Origin of the sequence: Enterococcus faecium (genome assembly GCF_029023785.1) — a bacterium.
Classification (GTDB): Bacteria; Bacillota; Bacilli; order Lactobacillales; family Enterococcaceae; genus Enterococcus_B; species Enterococcus_B faecium.
In genome coordinates this window covers 1,271,729-1,288,159 of sequence record NZ_CP118955.1, presented here as the reverse complement: position 1 = coordinate 1,288,159, position 16,431 = coordinate 1,271,729, and the positions used below count along the sequence as shown (strand labels likewise).

The 16,431-nt window shown below is 37.8% G+C and carries 15 protein-coding genes; 2 read left to right on the top strand and 13 right to left on the bottom strand.

The genetic code is table 11. The features are described 5' to 3' along the window. Window positions 1-61: 61 nt before the first annotated feature. From PYW34_RS06280 to PYW34_RS06220, 13 genes are all read right to left on the bottom strand, one after another. Window positions 62-1,705 (bottom strand): glycoside hydrolase family 13 protein, encoded by a 1,644-nt coding sequence (locus tag PYW34_RS06280; RefSeq protein WP_002303818.1) that lies wholly within the window; start codon window positions 1,703-1,705, stop codon window positions 62-64. Window positions 1,706-1,833: 128 nt separating this feature from the next. Next, complete coding sequence (locus tag PYW34_RS06275) at window positions 1,834-4,062, bottom strand: AAA family ATPase (protein WP_002334531.1); 2,229 nt, start codon at window positions 4,060-4,062, stop codon at window positions 1,834-1,836. 32 nt (window positions 4,063-4,094) lie between these two features. Further along, complete coding sequence (locus PYW34_RS06270) at window positions 4,095-4,574, bottom strand: DUF6530 family protein (protein ID WP_002286073.1); 480 nt, start codon at window positions 4,572-4,574, stop codon at window positions 4,095-4,097. A gap of 230 nt (window positions 4,575-4,804) precedes the next feature. After that, window positions 4,805-5,653: a DegV family protein gene (locus tag PYW34_RS06265; RefSeq protein ID WP_002286075.1), complete on the bottom strand. Its 849-nt coding sequence runs from the start codon at window positions 5,651-5,653 to the stop codon at window positions 4,805-4,807. Window positions 5,654-5,809: 156 nt separating this feature from the next. Then, a complete protein-coding gene (locus PYW34_RS06260; protein WP_002286080.1) occupies window positions 5,810-7,420 on the bottom strand; it encodes a polysaccharide biosynthesis protein in 1,611 nt (536 codons plus the stop codon). A gap of 243 nt (window positions 7,421-7,663) precedes the next feature. Continuing rightward, window positions 7,664-7,981 carry an AzlD domain-containing protein gene (locus PYW34_RS06255; RefSeq protein ID WP_002295896.1) on the bottom strand — a complete coding sequence of 106 codons (318 nt, stop codon included), beginning with the start codon at window positions 7,979-7,981 and terminating at the stop codon, window positions 7,664-7,666. Next, window positions 7,974-8,753, bottom strand: coding sequence for an AzlC family ABC transporter permease (locus tag PYW34_RS06250; protein ID WP_002295898.1), 780 nt, complete (start codon window positions 8,751-8,753; stop codon window positions 7,974-7,976). The genes PYW34_RS06255 and PYW34_RS06250 overlap by 8 nt, the downstream gene beginning before the upstream one ends. Window positions 8,754-8,885: 132 nt before the next feature. Beyond that, the gene (locus PYW34_RS06245) at window positions 8,886-9,821 is read right to left on the bottom strand and encodes a cation diffusion facilitator family transporter (protein ID WP_002295900.1); all 936 of its coding nucleotides are present in this window, start codon (window positions 9,819-9,821) and stop codon (window positions 8,886-8,888) included. Between the two features lie 75 nt (window positions 9,822-9,896). Next, entirely contained in the window at window positions 9,897-10,289 is a 393-nt protein-coding gene (locus tag PYW34_RS06240; protein WP_002295902.1) for a DUF4430 domain-containing protein, read from the bottom strand. Further along, window positions 10,270-10,788, bottom strand: coding sequence for a membrane protein (locus PYW34_RS06235; RefSeq protein WP_002295904.1), 519 nt, complete (start codon window positions 10,786-10,788; stop codon window positions 10,270-10,272). The genes PYW34_RS06240 and PYW34_RS06235 overlap by 20 nt, the downstream gene beginning before the upstream one ends. A gap of 147 nt (window positions 10,789-10,935) precedes the next feature. Further along, window positions 10,936-12,009 (bottom strand): hypothetical protein, encoded by a 1,074-nt coding sequence (locus tag PYW34_RS06230; protein WP_002295905.1) that lies wholly within the window; start codon window positions 12,007-12,009, stop codon window positions 10,936-10,938. Continuing rightward, window positions 12,002-12,919 (bottom strand): coiled-coil domain-containing protein, encoded by a 918-nt coding sequence (locus PYW34_RS06225; RefSeq protein WP_002295906.1) that lies wholly within the window; start codon window positions 12,917-12,919, stop codon window positions 12,002-12,004. Before PYW34_RS06225 ends, PYW34_RS06230 begins: the two co-directional genes overlap by 8 nt. A gap of 202 nt (window positions 12,920-13,121) precedes the next feature. Then, the gene (locus tag PYW34_RS06220) at window positions 13,122-13,313 is read right to left on the bottom strand and encodes a hypothetical protein (protein ID WP_002295907.1); all 192 of its coding nucleotides are present in this window, start codon (window positions 13,311-13,313) and stop codon (window positions 13,122-13,124) included. 158 nt (window positions 13,314-13,471) lie between these two features. Here PYW34_RS06220 and PYW34_RS06215 point away from each other — a divergent pair, with 158 nt between their 5' ends. After that, the gene (locus tag PYW34_RS06215) at window positions 13,472-14,980 is read left to right on the top strand and encodes a DUF1846 domain-containing protein (RefSeq protein WP_002295908.1); all 1,509 of its coding nucleotides are present in this window, start codon (window positions 13,472-13,474) and stop codon (window positions 14,978-14,980) included. 235 nt (window positions 14,981-15,215) lie between these two features. Then, window positions 15,216-16,397 carry a NupC/NupG family nucleoside CNT transporter gene (locus tag PYW34_RS06210; RefSeq protein WP_002295909.1) on the top strand — a complete coding sequence of 394 codons (1,182 nt, stop codon included), beginning with the start codon at window positions 15,216-15,218 and terminating at the stop codon, window positions 16,395-16,397. Window positions 16,398-16,431: the final 34 nt, after the last annotated feature.

Here is a 16,431-nt window from a genome sequence, read left to right as displayed (position 1 = left end):
GACAGAGCAATCTGAAAAACTTCCTCGCAAAGTCCAACTAATGAACTTTAACGAGGAAGTTTTACTTGTTTGTTTTATATAACCGAGCTTCATAAGGTGCTAGTATGCCTTTAGCTTCAAATTCTCCGCTAGAGGAATTTGACAAGAGTAATGTCCAGGACTGATCTGCTTCTTTTGGAAGTTCATAGTCAGCAAGTGATTCTGTTAAGTTTACCATAATAAGATATTGTTCATCTTCTAAATATCTTTCATAGACATAAAGTTGTGGATGTTCATGAAGATATTCTTTATAAGAACCGTATATCAGACCTTTATTGGTTTGTCTAATGCGGATCATGTTCTTATAGAATTGCAGGACCGACTCTGGTTCATATTCTTGTTGTTCTACATTGATCGTTTTGGTATTTGGATTAGTGATCAGCCAAGGTTCATGTGTAGAAAAACCAGCATATTGTTCCGAAGTCCATTGCATGGGTGTCCTGCTGTTGTCTCTCGTTGTTTCACGAATGATATCCAATGCTTCTTCTCTTGTCTTACCTTCCGCAAGCAGCCTTTTATAAAGTCTTTTCGAATCTACTGCATCAACTTGATCGATCGATTCAAAGGGCATATTCGTCATTCCGATTTCCTGTCCTTGATAAATAAATGGCGTACCTTGCAAAAAGAAATACATCATAGCGATTGCTTTTGCAGACATAGCCCAAAAATCGGGACGAGTATCTCCAAACACTGAAACGGCACGAGGAACATCATGGTTTTCCATATATAAAGCGTTCCATCCGATACCATCCAATGAAGTTTGCCAAGCGCTTAATGCATGTTTCAATTTAAGGACATCTAATTGCCCTTCTTTTTCTTGCTGCCAGATATGGATATGATCAAATTCGAATATCATATCGAAATAACCGTCTTTCCCTACCCATTGTGGTCCTTCTTCTGCAGTGACACCACTTGCTTCTCCGACAGTCATGATATCGTACTCTTCAAAAACATGTTTCAAATCGGTCAAATGTTCTTCGATTCCTGAGACATTTTGAAAGGGTGAGAAAGGGTTCTCTGTGGCTTTTACTGAATATTCATCTTTTTTTACATGAGAAATCGCATCTAAACGAAATCCATCTATCCCTTTATCCAACCACCATCGGATCATATTGAATAGTTCTTCTTTCAATTTCTCGCTTTCCCAATTTAAGTCTGGTTGTTCTTTTGCAAAAACATGCAGATAATACTGTCCAGTTTCATGAGAATACTCCCAAGCAGAACCGCCGAAAATCGATGTCCAATTATTCGGTTCTTTGCCATCTACCCCGTCGACCCAAATGTAATAATCGCGATACGGGCTTTCTTTAGATTTTTTCGATTCTTCAAACCATTGATGCTGATCCGAACTATGGTTGATGACAAGATCCATAATCACTTTGATCCCTAATTCATGTGCTTCTTTTAGCAATAAATCAAAATCTTCCATCGTTCCGAATCTCTCTTCTATATCTTGATAGTCACTTACGTCATAACCATTATCGACAAATGGAGATTGATAGATCGGATTGATCCAGATAAAGCCGATACCAAGATCTTTCAAATAATTAAGTTTTTCACGGATCCCATTGATGTCTCCTTGACCATCGCCATTGCTATCTTTGAAACTAGCAGGATAGATTTGATAGCCTACTGCTTCTTTCCACCATTTTTGTTCTTGTATCATATCGTTTCACTCCTTTAACGGTCCCTCTTGATTATAACCGATTCTATTTTAGAAGTATCCTTGTTACCGGTAACTAGAAACGAAAAGCTCAACGAATCTGCTAAGTGCGTTCGTTGAGCTTTATTTTATCATAGATAGCGGGCAATCAGTTGAATCATTTGCTTGGGAAATTCATTCAAGTCAGTAATATCTACAAAACGACTTTCACCGTAGATCGACTTGATTTCTTCTTTGTCTTGGCCAATAGCTGCGGAGACAAATAGGATTCCTTGACGTTCATATTCTTTCAAAACAGACTGGATATCTTCTTTTGCTTTTTTGCCTGTATAATCCGGCAACGCTTTTGGCTGACCGTCACTAATATTAAGCAACAGTTTGGTTGTTGCGGATTGTCTGTTTAATTTTTCTGCTGCTAAACGAAGTGCAGCACCATCACGATTGTTTTGCCTTGGTTTCATAGTGACTAATTTTTCATTTAACCATTGAAATCCGTCTTCAAATTCTTTATAAGAAAACAAAGAAGTCTTTTCTCTTGACGAACGGTCTGCTGTATCTCCGTAAATCAACAATGGGATATCGACTTTCTTAGAAAATTCGGCAATGGCAATCGCTGCTTTTTTTGCCGCTTCGATCCGATCATCCCGTATCATTGACCCAGATTCATCGATCCGTACAGCTACCGCTAAAGAAGGTTGCTCATGTGGCGGGTTCTTTTTGTCAAAATTTCTCAAATCACCATATGCTACTTTGCTTGCATTGAACCGCTGACCTTCGTATTTTCCTTTTTGGTACGTCTCTGTTTGTTCATTATCCAGTAACTCTAAAATTTGCCGGCTAAGTGATTCTACTATTGGCATTACTTGCATGTGTAGCTCACGTGCTTCCGGCGTTTTTCCTTGGAAAGCTGGTCGGTGAACGATGAGACCTTCTTTTTCATGAATCGTTTCCTTCATGATTTGTCGCGCTTCTTTATTCAGTTGCTTCTTGATTTCCTTATCATGTGCTTCCATGTCAGAAGCAGACATTTCTTGAGAATCATCTCCTGTTTGTTGTTCTTTTTGATTTTTTCCTTCGATATCGCTACTGCGTTCTTTTTGCATTTGAGGAGGAATCTCGTTTTTTTCTATTGTTTCTTCTTGTTTCTCTTCTCCCTCATTTGGTTCTTCAGCAGACAACGATTTCTTTTCATCTAAGCGCAGAATTTCTTCAGCATTTTCAGTGATGTTTCGTTCATTTGCTTCTTCGGCGCTAATGGTTCTTCCTTTTGTATGCTCAGATTGAGGATGACCCCATTTTTCTTTTCTCAATATGTCCTGAAGTTCCAGTAGCAATCCACTGTCAGACAAAGCTTGTTCAAGAATTGCCAATTCATCTGAATCAGTGGATAATTTATACAAAACTTTTGGATAAATCGACTGGAGTAAATCTTGTCCTTGCTTATAGGTATTTGCCCAATAAAAATAAGAACGCATTCCTGCTACACCTTTGATGGCGTTAGCTTTTGCAGTTTCATCCAACAAACGGATAATCTCTGCCATCTTTAAGAGAAGTTCTTGTTTTTGGATCATAGTTTTCGCCATCGCACGTTCTGCCATGACTTCTAAGGCAGGAAGATCCATTTTTTCCGCATGTTGCATCCGATCTCTTAAAGATTCATTTAATGGGCGATTTCCTTGGTAATTTCGATTTGTAGTGATCACAATGACGCAATCTGGATGGCGACGAATGATTCCTGTCGGTAAATTCAACATCCCATTTGGTTCGAGCGCTGAGTTAAGTGCCACAAGAATAGAGGCATCTCGGATGACAGTCGGCTCTTGAATCTCTAATAAATATCCTTTTTCAATCGCTCGAACGATTTCAGAAGGGTAATAGCTGTAATGGATTGCATCTGGATAATCAGCTTCGATCCTTTGAACTAGCTCTGCTAATTTTTCTTTAGCAGAAAAAGGATCAATGCCGTAATGGTTCTGGATCAGTGTCAGTACAGCTTCAAGTGTATCTGTTTGGTAAATAGCTTCTAGTAATTCTTGGTCTTGTTCCTTATTAGAATCTACTACAGGTAATAAGGCTCCGAAAACATCTGATTTGTCCATATCTGCAAAACAGGTCACTTTTGTATAGGGAAGTTGCAGATCAGCAGATAGTGCTTTGGCTAATTGTGTCTTCCCCGACCCGGCATCTCCTTCCAAAAGTACGTTACTGATTTTCATTTCAGGATCTTGCCAATTCCCTTTGATTTCGGAGGCGATCCGCCATTCTTCTGCACTTGTCCGATGGCTTTTCGGTTTCTTCCAGATCATTTGCTTTTCTAGCCGTGAAAAGGTTCGGTTTTCTGTTAGTGAGAAATTCTCCATGCTTCTCTTCCCCTTTTGATCATCTCTGTCTATTAATATCCTAGCTCATCTAAAAGACGTTTTAAAATACGGAATCGTTCCCCAATCAGTTCTCCGTCTTTTTGTAGTGTATCGTAATACAAAATGATGTCTTCATCGATCTTTGGATTTTTGGTATCTACTTCTACCGTCATTCGGTTCCCTTGTAATCCAATGATGTCTACGACTGGATTTTCTGGATCATAAAATTTTTCATAACGATAAGCATCTTGGAAGTATAAACTTCCTTGCGCAGCTAAGATCGCTAAATCTAAAATACGTGTGATTGGTAATTCTTCCGACTGTCGTGACCATTTTTCTCCAGTATGTCGCCATACCTTGCCTGAGATATCGACTTTTCCACGATCATTCCACTGAGCAAGGCCCAGTGAAAGCCCTTTTGCATCCGTATTTAATGCATTTCTTCCATCAACTTTATCATAGTCTTCTACAACGATTACTGGTTTATGTTTTAAATTTGTTGGTATTTCCATTATTTTAACTCCTCATCCTTTTATTTTTAGTAAATAAGTAAATTAGTAGTTTACTCATTTACTAAACTATATGCGACATTATAGAGGATTGAAGTGAGGATTGCAAAGAAAAAGAGCTTCATTGATAGAAATAAAAACACCATCTCGTTCTTTTACACGCTCATTAGTAACATGTAGAAAGTCCAAGATGATGTTGGAATATTTTTGGTATGTTTTTTGAATAAAAGGAATTATTGCGCTGAAATGGCAATGCCGATGGCTTTTTCACCTAAATGTGTACCAATGACTGGTCCGAAATGACCAATTTCGATTTCTGCATTTGGATATTTTTTCTGCAATTTCTCTTTCTCCGCAATCGCTACTTCTAAATTATTTGCATGTATCACGTAAAGTTTGACTGGCGGTTGTATTTCGTTATTTCTTCTACCAATAATTTCTTCAGCTCGAGCAAATGCTTTTTTACTTGAACGGATTTTTTCGAATAAAACAATTTTCCCTTCAGAAAATGTCAGGATCGGTTTGATTTTTAATAAGCTGCCAATCAGCGCTGCACCATTTGTCAAACGTCCTCCTCGTACTAAATTGTTCAAATCATCTACAATCAGATAAGCGTAGGTATTATCTCGGATTCGATCGATATGTGCAAGTATTTCATCAAGGGACTGACCTTCATCATTTAAGTCTAAGGCAGCTTCTACCATGTGTCCCATCGGCATACTAGTGATCTTAGAGTCATAAGGAATGACCGTTACTCCGCTGATGTCATCTTTCATCGCAAATAATGTGTTGACAAAGCCAGAAATCCCTGAAGAAAGATGGATACTTAAAATCGTGTCATACCCTTTCTCTTTCAATTCCTCATATAAACCCAAAACTTCCCCTACGACAGGTTGTGAAGTAGTAGGAAAATCTTTACTGTTTTTTAAAAGTCCATAATATTCATCCGCTTCGATATCGATTCCTTCGTTATAAATTTTCCCATCCATAATCAAAGGGATTGGAATAACGAATAAGTCGGGATGGTTCTTGATACGTTCCGGCAGATATGCCGAACTATCTGTAACTACTGCAAGTTTCATGTGTTTAATTTCCTCGTTTCAAAGAATTTTTCCAGACCTTATAACTATATCATAAGTAAGATTAGATATGAAACTAAAATTGGAAAATAGAAAAACGACAAGCGTAATCATACGAGTTGCCGTTTTTCAAGTGACAGCAAAAAACGATTAGTTAACCTATTCTTTGCTTCTGCTATGATGTTTAACATTTTTCAACATTCGAAACCCATTTTTTCCGAATTGAGAAAATAAAAATACTAAGCCGCCAATACTTCCTACAGCCACACAATAAATCATTGCATAGCTTTTTGATTCCATTGACAATCGCTGATTCAGCAAAAAGAAAACGGCAAAACATACTGCAAGCATAATCAGGGTGGAGCGGAAAGTTTTTAAGAAAAAATTGCTGATCTTTGCTAAAGGTGCTATTCGGTATTCTTTGCACATAAAGTGATAGCCGCGAACAAAGACAATACCGAATGCTAAGCCATTTGATAAGCTCATCCCGTATCCGCCAACTAATCCTAATCCGATTACTTGGAAGATGACTTTCAGGATAATTGCTTCTACAGTTAATCGGATCGCAAAACGATGGTGATTCAAAGATTGAAGCATCGTAGATAGGATCGTGAATAAAGAGAAAAACAAAGAAGCTAGCAAAGCCATTTGGAAATATCCGACACTTTCAGGATCATAGCCAAAAAACAATGTGTATAGTGGTCCAGCTAATAAAGACATTCCAGTCAATGAAGGAAGAAGAATCAATAACGCAATCGAAAAACTATCTCCTACTGTTTTTTCGATTTGTATCCGATCTTTTTTCTTCATCGTGCTTAATATTGGCAAGCTGCTTATAGCTACTGTTCCTACCATGGAGATCAGGATCAATGTCAATTTATTTGGATTGACAGAAGCACGGCTGAATAAGAATTCCAGTTGCTGATCTGCGATCTCTGGACGGAAAAAGTGAAGCAGTGGTTTCATCGTTACTTGGTCGATCATTTGAACGATAGTAATGACTGAGCCGACAAAAATAAACGGTAGTGTTTCCCGAATGATAGAGACAGAGGCAGATCGGTTTTCTCTTTCGAAATAACGGCTGGAAATCAAAAAATCTTTAAGTTCGAAGAAGTCTTTTCTGCGTCCGACGATATACATATGGATAATCGCAGCTAACCCACCGAAGAAAGAAGCGACTGTACTGATCAATACAGCTTCTAATATGGTTCCGTCAGTCAATACGCGCAAGTAATAAGTACCAGCCAAGATAACGATCACTCGCACAGCCTGTTCGATAATCAAAGAAGTTCCATAAGGCCGCAGATCATTTTTTCCTTGGAAATATCCTCTCATTGCACTAAGAATTGGGATAGCAATCAAAGATGGGCATAAACTTCTGATAGCTAGTATCCCATTATTAACGTTAGCAATCGGACTGATTCCGGCTAGTAAAGGAGCAAATAAATACATCAGTGCAGCAGAGGCGATACCGATGACAAACATGATATTGATCGTACTTCTAAAAATCAGCCGACAAGCAGCGTTATCTCCTTCTTTTGTGGCTACAGCTACTTTTTTTGCAATCGCATTTGGAAATCCGACTGTACCAAGCATCAGGAACAATCCATAAGGAAGATAGCCAACATTATACAATGTCGTAGCAAGCATACCATCTTGATTGTTCCCCATCATACTTAGCCAGGGAATCAAATAGACTACCCCTAAAACTTTACATAGAAGATTAGCAAAGGTTAGCCAAAATGTTCCTTGCATCAATTTTTTATTCATTTAAATTCCCTCAACTATTCTTTCATAAAATAAACATCTTCCCTATTATAGCAAAAAATCATAGAAGGACAAATCCCTCTCTAATTCCTAAAATAAAAAAGAGCTTGCATCATAAGCCAACACTAATCTTTTTTATCCCTACGAATAAACTTGCATCCAGAATTGACTGTTGCAAATGCAGTTCGGATAGATCAGTTTGAACAACTTATGTCGCAATCTCTGTTTTTAATAAAATAAAACAGTTTAAAGCATAGACAGCAAAAAGACAGACGCAAGTCCTGTCAAAACTGACAACGCCATCGAACGTGTTTTGTAAGCCACGCCTGCTACTAGAATCATTGCAGCTATTTTGATATTCCAAGCAATATCCAGATGTTCATGAGTAATGAAAACATCTTTAAAAGCTAACGCCGCAAATAATGCCACCGGTACATATTTCATCCAGTCACTGAACCAGGATGGCACTTTTCGATGAGTAAAATAAAGCATCGGGAACAAGCGCGGGATATATGCCACGATGAACAGACAAGCAACTAAAAGTAGCAAATATAGTTTAGTCATGGTGATTGGCCTCCTGTTCCGGGAAGTTGAAGAGCGGCTCATTGACATCTTTACCGCGGTCTCTTAGTTTCTTAGCTTTTTCTTTTTTGAATGCCTTCTCCAGCATAAATCCGGCAAATGAAGCAATGACTGTTGCTGCAATCAATCCGAAAGTATTTTGGAATAATACCATGAATACGACCCCTAATACGCCTGAGAATAAACCTGTAAAGATCAGTAGTGCGCTTTTCATCTGCATGATAAACATGAAAATGAACATGGCCGTCAAAGCAAAATGGACAAGGTCAGCATCTACTCGAATCACCGAGCCGAAAAAATTACCGATCATATTGCTACCGGCCCATGCAGTCATTGAGAACCAATTGACATATAAAGCCTTTCTTTTATTCCAGGAAGGGTCAGTTGAAAACTTTAAGTAGTTCACCGCATAGTTTTCATCATTCAGTGATTGAGAAAAGACAGCCAAAAACGTCCGCTTTTCTTTTTTCATAAAACCGGCAAGACTTGCTCCTAATAATGTATAGCGTAATTCTAAAAAGAAAACCATCAATAATGTCGTTGCAAATGATGCTTGCGTCGTAAGCATAGATGCAACTAAAAACTGCGCGCCACCGGAAAAGACCAGAATCGATAACAGTCCTGATAAGAGAGGATCAAATCCAACTTTTTGCAACAATACTCCGCAAGCTAATCCTACTGGTATATAGCTTATACAAAGTGGCATCACTGCATGCAAAGCTTGAAGCCATGGCGCACTTTTCTTTTTGTTCATTAAAATATCTCCTTTAATTACAACAAATAAACAGCGGACTCATTGTAACATAAATTCGCTAAATTGTAGCCGTTTTATTTAAAAACAAGATTATATTTTTCTCATTTTTGCTTCAATTCATGAATAAACGTTTTATTTACGAGAATAATTTGGGTCATATTTATCTGTTTCAATGTATATATACATCTTCTTGTCAGGAAGAGACTGACGCATATTTTTTTCAATATCATTGATGACCGAGTAAGCTTCATTCTCTTTGTTACCAACGATATCTGCTTTTGCTGCAACTAAAATCTCCGTTGGACTTAAATGAACTGTTTTTATATCGATCAGCCGACTGATCTCAGGACGTTCAAAAGCTAACTTGATTTTTGATAAATCGCTTGCTGTCACGCTTTCACCGATGATCAGACTATAAAATTCTTTTGCTAGGAAAATGGCGGCTCCCATCAGCAAGAAACCGATCAGCAATCCGCTGATCGCATCAAATGCAGCAATCCCGGTTGCATAAGTCAATATTGTTCCTGCTAAAGCCAAGACCAAACCGATTACAGCACACAAGTCTTCCGTAAAAATAATCAGTATTTCACTGTGTCGACTTTCGCGCAAAAAGCGCATCGTGGAAAGTTTTTCAGTATTCAATTCTTTGATTTCTTTCATTGCCACGCGTAACGAACTTCCTTCGATTACCAAACCAAATAACAGTATTGCTATAACAATGATCGGATTACCCACTTCATGGGATGGATGCGTCAACTTTTCAAAAGCTTCCATCACCCCAAGTGCCCCACCGCCGAAGAAAAGCATCATTGCGACGATTGTACTGAAAAAGTATTTTGCTCGTCCTTCACCAAATTGATGCAACTCGCTCTGTCCTTTATTGGCTTGTTTATCACCGAATAACAGCAAAATCTGATTGCTGCAATCAACGATACTGTGGATGCTTTCGTTTAGCATGGCGGCACTGCCACTGATTGCATAGCCGACAAATTTGCTGATAGCAACTAGAATATTAGCCCCTAGAGCAGCAATTACGGAAAACATTCCGCTTTTTTTAAAATTTTCCATGTTATTTTCCTTCTTTCATCAACTGAACTCACTGAATTATGGCAATATTCGCCCTTTAACAGTTTTTTATGAAACTTATAGTTTAGACAAATTGAAAATGACCGATTGTCCATCATTCAATTTGATCTCTTTGGCACCAGTAGTAGCACTTTTCCCGTCCACAGTAAACATCCAATAGAGTTGATTTTTCTCATCCTGTGAGTGCCCTTCAAGCGAAGTGATGAAGCCGTTATCTTCTTTGACTTCAAAATTTCGTTTCAAAATACTCAGTAAATCATCGCCTTTTTTGAAGACCACTTCTTTTTCCGAAAAGTTTTGACCATTTTCTTGTAACGTGATTGTTGCTTTTTGCGATGTTTTTACTTCCTCCTTTTGGTTGGAAGCCGATTGTGTATAGGTTGTACTGCAACTTGTCAAAATGAGTATACTGACACTCATTGCAAGCAAACTATAAATTATTTTTTTCATTTTTTCCTCCTGAATGATTGTAAAAACGTTTGACGACTGGCAGAAAAACAAGAAAGAACACAACATTGCCTATACTGTGCATCAAATCAAACGACACCCCTTGAAGGTAATAGATCCAAGGTTGAGGCAAACGATATAACAGCGTATCAAAAACGGTCATACCTATTCCGTAAACCATGCCCGCCAGAAAAAAACAGACTCCCTTTAACCATAGATTCCTTTGCACTGTTTTTCTCAAGCAGACGATTGAAAACAAACTCAGAACAACAGTATAGCTGATCCATTGGCCGATGACCCATGGTCCAACACCAAAATAAAAACTGCTGATCGCAATAGAAAGACTCATGACAATTAACGCATCTTTTAAGCTTAAGTAAAGTACTATAAATAAAAAAATAGCAGTCATTGGCTGGAAATTCGGAATAAATTGAAAAGCGATCCTACCTGCTACACAAGCAGCAGACAATAAGCTAAGCTGTGCTATTTTATTTGTGGACATTCCTAATGAAATCCCTCCTTCATCAGCAAGTTATTCACGTCCATTTAGTACATACAGAAAAGACTTGTGACAATTATTCTGGATAACTGCCGCAAGTCCTTTGGAACAGAATTATCTGAATGACATCTGGTAATCCAACTTATCCAATCAGGACTTTCTCACCATTAATGGGACCAAGAATTCGTAATTGATAAAGAAATCAATGACAGATCGTGGGTAGTCTCCAGATGAGATCGACAAGACTGTTTGATCTTTTTCGTTTGTTGTTATCGTTAAAGACTGTCCTTTATCTAATCGTACTTGATAAGTAGTTTCGTTGATCTTTTCCATATCGTAGGATGGATTTTTCATTGCCACGATAAAAATATCATCCAATACTTCATTCGTCAATTCAAATTCGCTCTGAAGATTCAAACGAAGTGGCTTCGTATTGTCTAGTAATGTCTGATTAACGGTAAAACCAAGTGTTCTTGCATGGGCTAATAATTGATTCAATTTGTGATTGAATATCGTGATCTGCCCTGCAGAGAATACTCGATCCACTGACCAGTGTCGGATCAAAGAAAGCACCCGGTCATCTTGGACATTGATTTCCATTGTCTCTGGTGATACGTTTAGGAGACTCATCGATTCCACTTGGTATCGTTGATCGATGGTCGGTAATACAAAGGAAAAGACTAATTCGTTTTGTCCATTCAACGTATAATTGATCGAAAAATGTCTTGTTTTCCATGTGTCATAAGCTGAATTTGACCGTTCCAGACCAATATCATTCAACGGTTTCAGTAATTCATACGTGAAGTATTCGATCAGGCTTGTCTTTCCGATCGTGGAGATTGGTTCTTCATTCAATATAAAACGATCATATGATTCTAATAATTGTGGAAAATCTGATTCGATCAAATCTTTTCTCATACGTAAATCCGCTAATTCTGCTTCCGCTGTTTCAATCAAACTGACGATATCTTGATGATCTTGCTCTTTTCCTTCTAAATACCCGGGATTTTCAGTTATTTCGTAAGCATGGGTGTTTTCTGCAGTATTCGTATTCGTCGGAGTTACTTTTTCTTTTTCGTGTATTTTTGTTTCCTCTAGCATAGGGATTTCTTCTGTGTCATCCAGAGGATTACTTGTTTGTTCTTCCAATGAAGTGTTCGTTTCTTCATGATCTTCTGTTTGTTCTTCATTTTTTGTCCATTCTGCTTCATCGTGTTCATTCATACTCGGAACCTCCTTCATTAGATTGATTATTAGGATTCTCATTGCCAAGATAATTCATCAAGAATTCATGGATTGCTTGACCGAATCCCTCTTTGCTACCGAAATAGCGTCTGATTTGCCTTTGTTCTTTTTCTACGATGGCTGCACGAAGCTGGTCTGCTCTTGCTTCTTGCTTCAATGCTTCTTTTTGCTGCTGGATTGTTTCAGGCGTCTCAATATAAGGAAGCCAGCCTAATTTTTCATTAGATAGTACTTGCTTCTTCTTCTCTAATTCTTGAATTTCTTCCTCGATTTTTTTACGATTCAAGAATCCTTTATTGTCGTTCAAATCAGTCATTTGTCGATTGATTTCTTTTATTTGTTCATCTAAACGTTCAATTTCTGTCTGAGCAGTGATCACCTTTGCGTCTAGCTCATTGATTTTTTTGTCATAGTCCGTTGACTCCGGTTGGGAATATTTCTCCCACTCTTCATCGATCTTAGGCAAAACAAAAATTTCTGGCAGACTTGCATCAATACCGACCGTGGGCCGATCATGGTAATAAGTGCCGATTTTGTAATAGCTCATCGTTGGCGAGATGTTTTCTACTTGTTCCATAAAAGGAAATTCCTGTAAAAAACGATCATGGATCTTACGCATCAGCAATTGATCGATCTCGTGATTTTCATTTGAGCTTCTTTTTAATTCTTCATTCAATCGGCCATTGTATAAACGGTAGATCTCAGGGATATCTTCTTCGCGGACAGCTTTTTCAAAAGCCTGTAAGTCTTCTAATAATTGGGAAAGATTCATGCTTGCTTTTTCTTTGATATCGTAAAAAGAAGACGATTCTTGTCCTGTATCCTGATCCGCGTTCGTCTCCTCTAGTTCGTCTGGCTCATAATTTGCATTTGTATCTGGCTCTTTCATACTACTTGCCTCCTCTTACTCATCTGTTTTTCACTTATTAATACTTCAATAGTACCATTTTCTGTAAAAAATTGTTATAAAAAAGAGCGGGCAATGCTCCATAAAACAGGCTGCACCAAAATTTGGTACAGCCTTTTTTTCGATCAACTAGTCTTTCCATCTGATAGGACAGAATCGAATCCGATGACCTTTATCTTATTTTTTATTTACTAGGCAGATCTCTTGTTGTGAAATGAATGCGCTGATGCTCATCACGAGTTAGCTGCGTTTCTTCGTTTAGATAAGTAAACGTCAATTGTTCCAATTCGGGATCTTCAAGCATTCTTTCATAACCGGTAAAAATCGAACGGATATAGTGTTTATATGCGTTTTTCTTTTTCTGTCTTTTTTTCATGTAGCACCTTCCTTATCAAAAACTATCATACCAATGAATAACTATCTAGACAAGTTGGTTTAAACCATTTTCTTTGTTTTTTTGAGGAATTTCGCTCTTCCAGTTGACGAATCCTCAAAAAAATGAAAAAATGCTTTAGTACTTAAGGAGGGAACCTAGTGAAAAAAATTGGTTTTGATTCAGAAAAATATATTGAAGAGCAGTCAGCGTATATTTTGGAACGAGTGAACCACTATGACAAATTATATTTAGAATTTGGTGGGAAGCTAGTTGACGACAAGCATGCGAAACGTGTACTTCCAGGATTTGAAGAAGATGCGAAAATCAAATTGCTGCAAAAATTGAAAGATCAAGCTGAAATACTGATTTGCGTCTATGCTGGAGATATTGAACGTAATAAGATCCGTGGTGATTATGGGATTACTTATGATATGGATATCTTGCGGTTAATCGATGAATTACGTGGTTATGGCTTATTAATCAACAGTGTCGTTATCACTCGCTATAGTGGACAGCCTGCCACGAAAGTCTTTATCAATAAACTAGAAAGACGAAACATCAAGGTCTATAAACACTCAGAAATCGAAGACTATCCAGTCAACGTAGAAAAAATCGTCTCAGAAGATGGTTTTGGAAAAAATGAGTATATTGAAACAACTAAACCAATCGTTGTAGTGACAGCTCCTGGCCCAGGAAGTGGAAAGCTCGCTACTTGCTTGAACCAACTGTATCATGAAAGCCAAAAAGGACATGCAGCTGGTTACTCCAAGTTCGAAACTTTCCCAGTATGGAATGTTCCGTTGAAACATCCGCTGAACATTGCTTATGAAGCAGCCACAGTCGATCTAAAAGATGTCAATATGATCGATTCCTTCCACTTTGATGCCTACAATAAAGTAGCTGTGAACTATAATCGGGATGTTGAGACATTTCCTGTAATCAAACGTATTATTGAAAAAATTACTGGTAAAGAATCTGTTTATCAATCTCCTACTGACATGGGTGTGAATCGTGTAGGATTTGGGATCGTGGATGATACCGTTGTCCAAGAAGCCTCTAAACAAGAAATCATCCGTCGTTATTTCCAAACAGAATGCGACTTCAAAAAAGGATTGATCGACGAAGAAGCAGTTAATCGAATCAAACTGATTATGGAAGAAGTCGGTTTACGTCCTGAAGACCGAAACGTGGTAGTCCCTGCCCATGACTATGCAGATAAGATTCAAGCGCAAAGTCCTACAAAAGATCCTTCTGCTGTGATTGCAATCGAATTACCAGATGAAGTCATCATTACCGGGCGTACAAGTTCATTGATGGATGCGTCAGCGGCAGTTATCTTAAATGCAGTAAAACATTTAGCCCATATCGCAGATGACATTCCTTTATTGTCACCATTAGTTCTTGAAACAATACAAGGATTGAAATCAAAGACACTTCATTCCTCTTTGGATGCACTAAGCATCAATGAAGTCTTGATCGCTTTATCAATCAGTGCAGTAACGAATCCAATCGCTCAAGTTGCTTATGATAAACTAGCTGAACTTGAGGGAGCACAAGCCCACTCTACTGTGATGGTCAATAAAAATGATGAACAAACATTGAAAAAACTAGGAATCGATATTACCTGCGCACCTGTCTACCCTTCCGAAAATCTATATTACCAATAGAAAAAGTTTACTTATAAATGTTGAAAACGAAACTATTAGCTTAATCGATAGTTTCGTTTTTTTATAGACTTTACTAAGACGTTACACTTTTTAAACCTTTTATTTTGTTCGCTTTATTTTCTAATGGAAAATGAATGCGTTTCACTCTAAAAAAGTAATGAAAATTTCACTAAAGATTAGTATTTTATTTGCAAAACAGGTAAAATAAAACGGAATTTGGAATAGGAGTGATTATTTGAGTTATTTATTAGGTATTATTGGTTTATTTGTCACATTAGGGCTTGCTTTTTTGATCAGCAGTAACAAAAAAGCAATCAAATTGAAACCACTAATTGTGATGTTCGTTTTACAGCTTGTTCTTGGTTTCGTATTATTACGTACAACTTTTGGTACAGCGGTTGTTTCTGTATTGGCAAAAATGTTTGATCATCTTCTTGCTTTTGCTGGGCAAGGTGTTGACTTTGTTTTTGCCGGTGTAGCAAATAAAGGAAGTGCACCTTTCTTTCTTTCCGTATTGATGCCAATTGTATTTATTTCTGCTATTATCGGTATTCTACGCTATATCAAGATTCTTCCATTATTTATGAAAGCTGTTGGTCTAGGATTAAGTAAAATCAACGGGATGGGCAAATTGGAATCTTATAATGGAGTAGCTTCTGCTATTTTAGGACAATCGGAAGTTTTTATTTCCATAAAAAAGGAATTACCCTTCCTATCTGAGAAACGTTTGTTCACCATGAGTGTATCGGCTATGTCTACAGTTTCTATGTCGATCGTCGGATCTTATATGGCACTGATCGATTCTAAATATGTGATCACTGCCCTTGTTTTGAACTTATTTGGCGGTTATATTCTGGCTTCAATTGTAAATCCCTATGTATTAGAAGAAAAAGAAGATGAGCTGATCATTGAAGAAAACAAAGAACAGACATTTTTCCAAATGTTGGGAGAATACATTCTTGATGGTTTCCATGTGGCGATCACGGTTGCTGCTATGCTTATCGGTTTTGTTGCTTTGATTGCCATGATCAATGCTATCTTCCACGGGATATTCGGCATCACTTTCCAAGAGATCCTAGGTTACATCTTTGCCCCTCTTGCCTTCATCAGCGGAATCCCATGGAAAGAAGCAGTGGATGCCGGTAGTATCATGGCGACTAAACTGGTTACAAATGAATTTGTTGCTATGACAGAATTAGCAAATGGTAATTTCCATTTTACTGAGCGTACAACAGCAATTATATCTGTCTTCCTCGTTTCATTTGCCAACTTCTCTTCTATCGGGATCATTTCTGGTGCGATGAAGGGATTAAATGAAGAAAAAGGAAATCTTGTCGCAAAACACGGATTGAAAATTTTGCTAACAGCGACTTTAGTCAGCTTTTTAAGTGCTATTGTGACTGGCTTGCTGGTATAAAATACAAAAAAGCAAAGTTACTTTTAAAAGCTTT

Bases quoted from the DNA above. Each gene is read 5' to 3' on its own strand.
- PYW34_RS06250 (WP_002295898.1), bottom strand. From the start codon at position 8,753: ATGAACAAAAAGAAAAGTGCGCCATGGCTTCAAGCTTTGCATGCAGTG.
- PYW34_RS06230 (WP_002295905.1), bottom strand. From the start codon at position 12,009: ATGAATGAACACGATGAAGCAGAATGGACAAAAAATGAAGAACAAACA.
- PYW34_RS06225 (WP_002295906.1), bottom strand. From the start codon at position 12,919: ATGAAAGAGCCAGATACAAATGCAAATTATGAGCCAGACGAACTAGAG.
- PYW34_RS06245 (WP_002295900.1), bottom strand. From the start codon at position 9,821: ATGGAAAATTTTAAAAAAAGCGGAATGTTTTCCGTAATTGCTGCTCTA.
- PYW34_RS06270 (WP_002286073.1), bottom strand. From the start codon at position 4,574: ATGGAAATACCAACAAATTTAAAACATAAACCAGTAATCGTTGTAGAA.
- PYW34_RS06255 (WP_002295896.1), bottom strand. From the start codon at position 7,981: ATGACTAAACTATATTTGCTACTTTTAGTTGCTTGTCTGTTCATCGTG.
- PYW34_RS06240 (WP_002295902.1), bottom strand. From the start codon at position 10,289: ATGAAAAAAATAATTTATAGTTTGCTTGCAATGAGTGTCAGTATACTC.
- PYW34_RS06275 (WP_002334531.1), bottom strand. From the start codon at position 4,062: ATGGAGAATTTCTCACTAACAGAAAACCGAACCTTTTCACGGCTAGAA.
- PYW34_RS06265 (WP_002286075.1), bottom strand. From the start codon at position 5,653: ATGAAACTTGCAGTAGTTACAGATAGTTCGGCATATCTGCCGGAACGT.
- PYW34_RS06280 (WP_002303818.1), bottom strand. From the start codon at position 1,705: ATGATACAAGAACAAAAATGGTGGAAAGAAGCAGTAGGCTATCAAATC.
- PYW34_RS06260 (WP_002286080.1), bottom strand. From the start codon at position 7,420: ATGAATAAAAAATTGATGCAAGGAACATTTTGGCTAACCTTTGCTAAT.
- PYW34_RS06220 (WP_002295907.1), bottom strand. From the start codon at position 13,313: ATGAAAAAAAGACAGAAAAAGAAAAACGCATATAAACACTATATCCGT.
- PYW34_RS06235 (WP_002295904.1), bottom strand. From the start codon at position 10,788: ATGTCCACAAATAAAATAGCACAGCTTAGCTTATTGTCTGCTGCTTGT.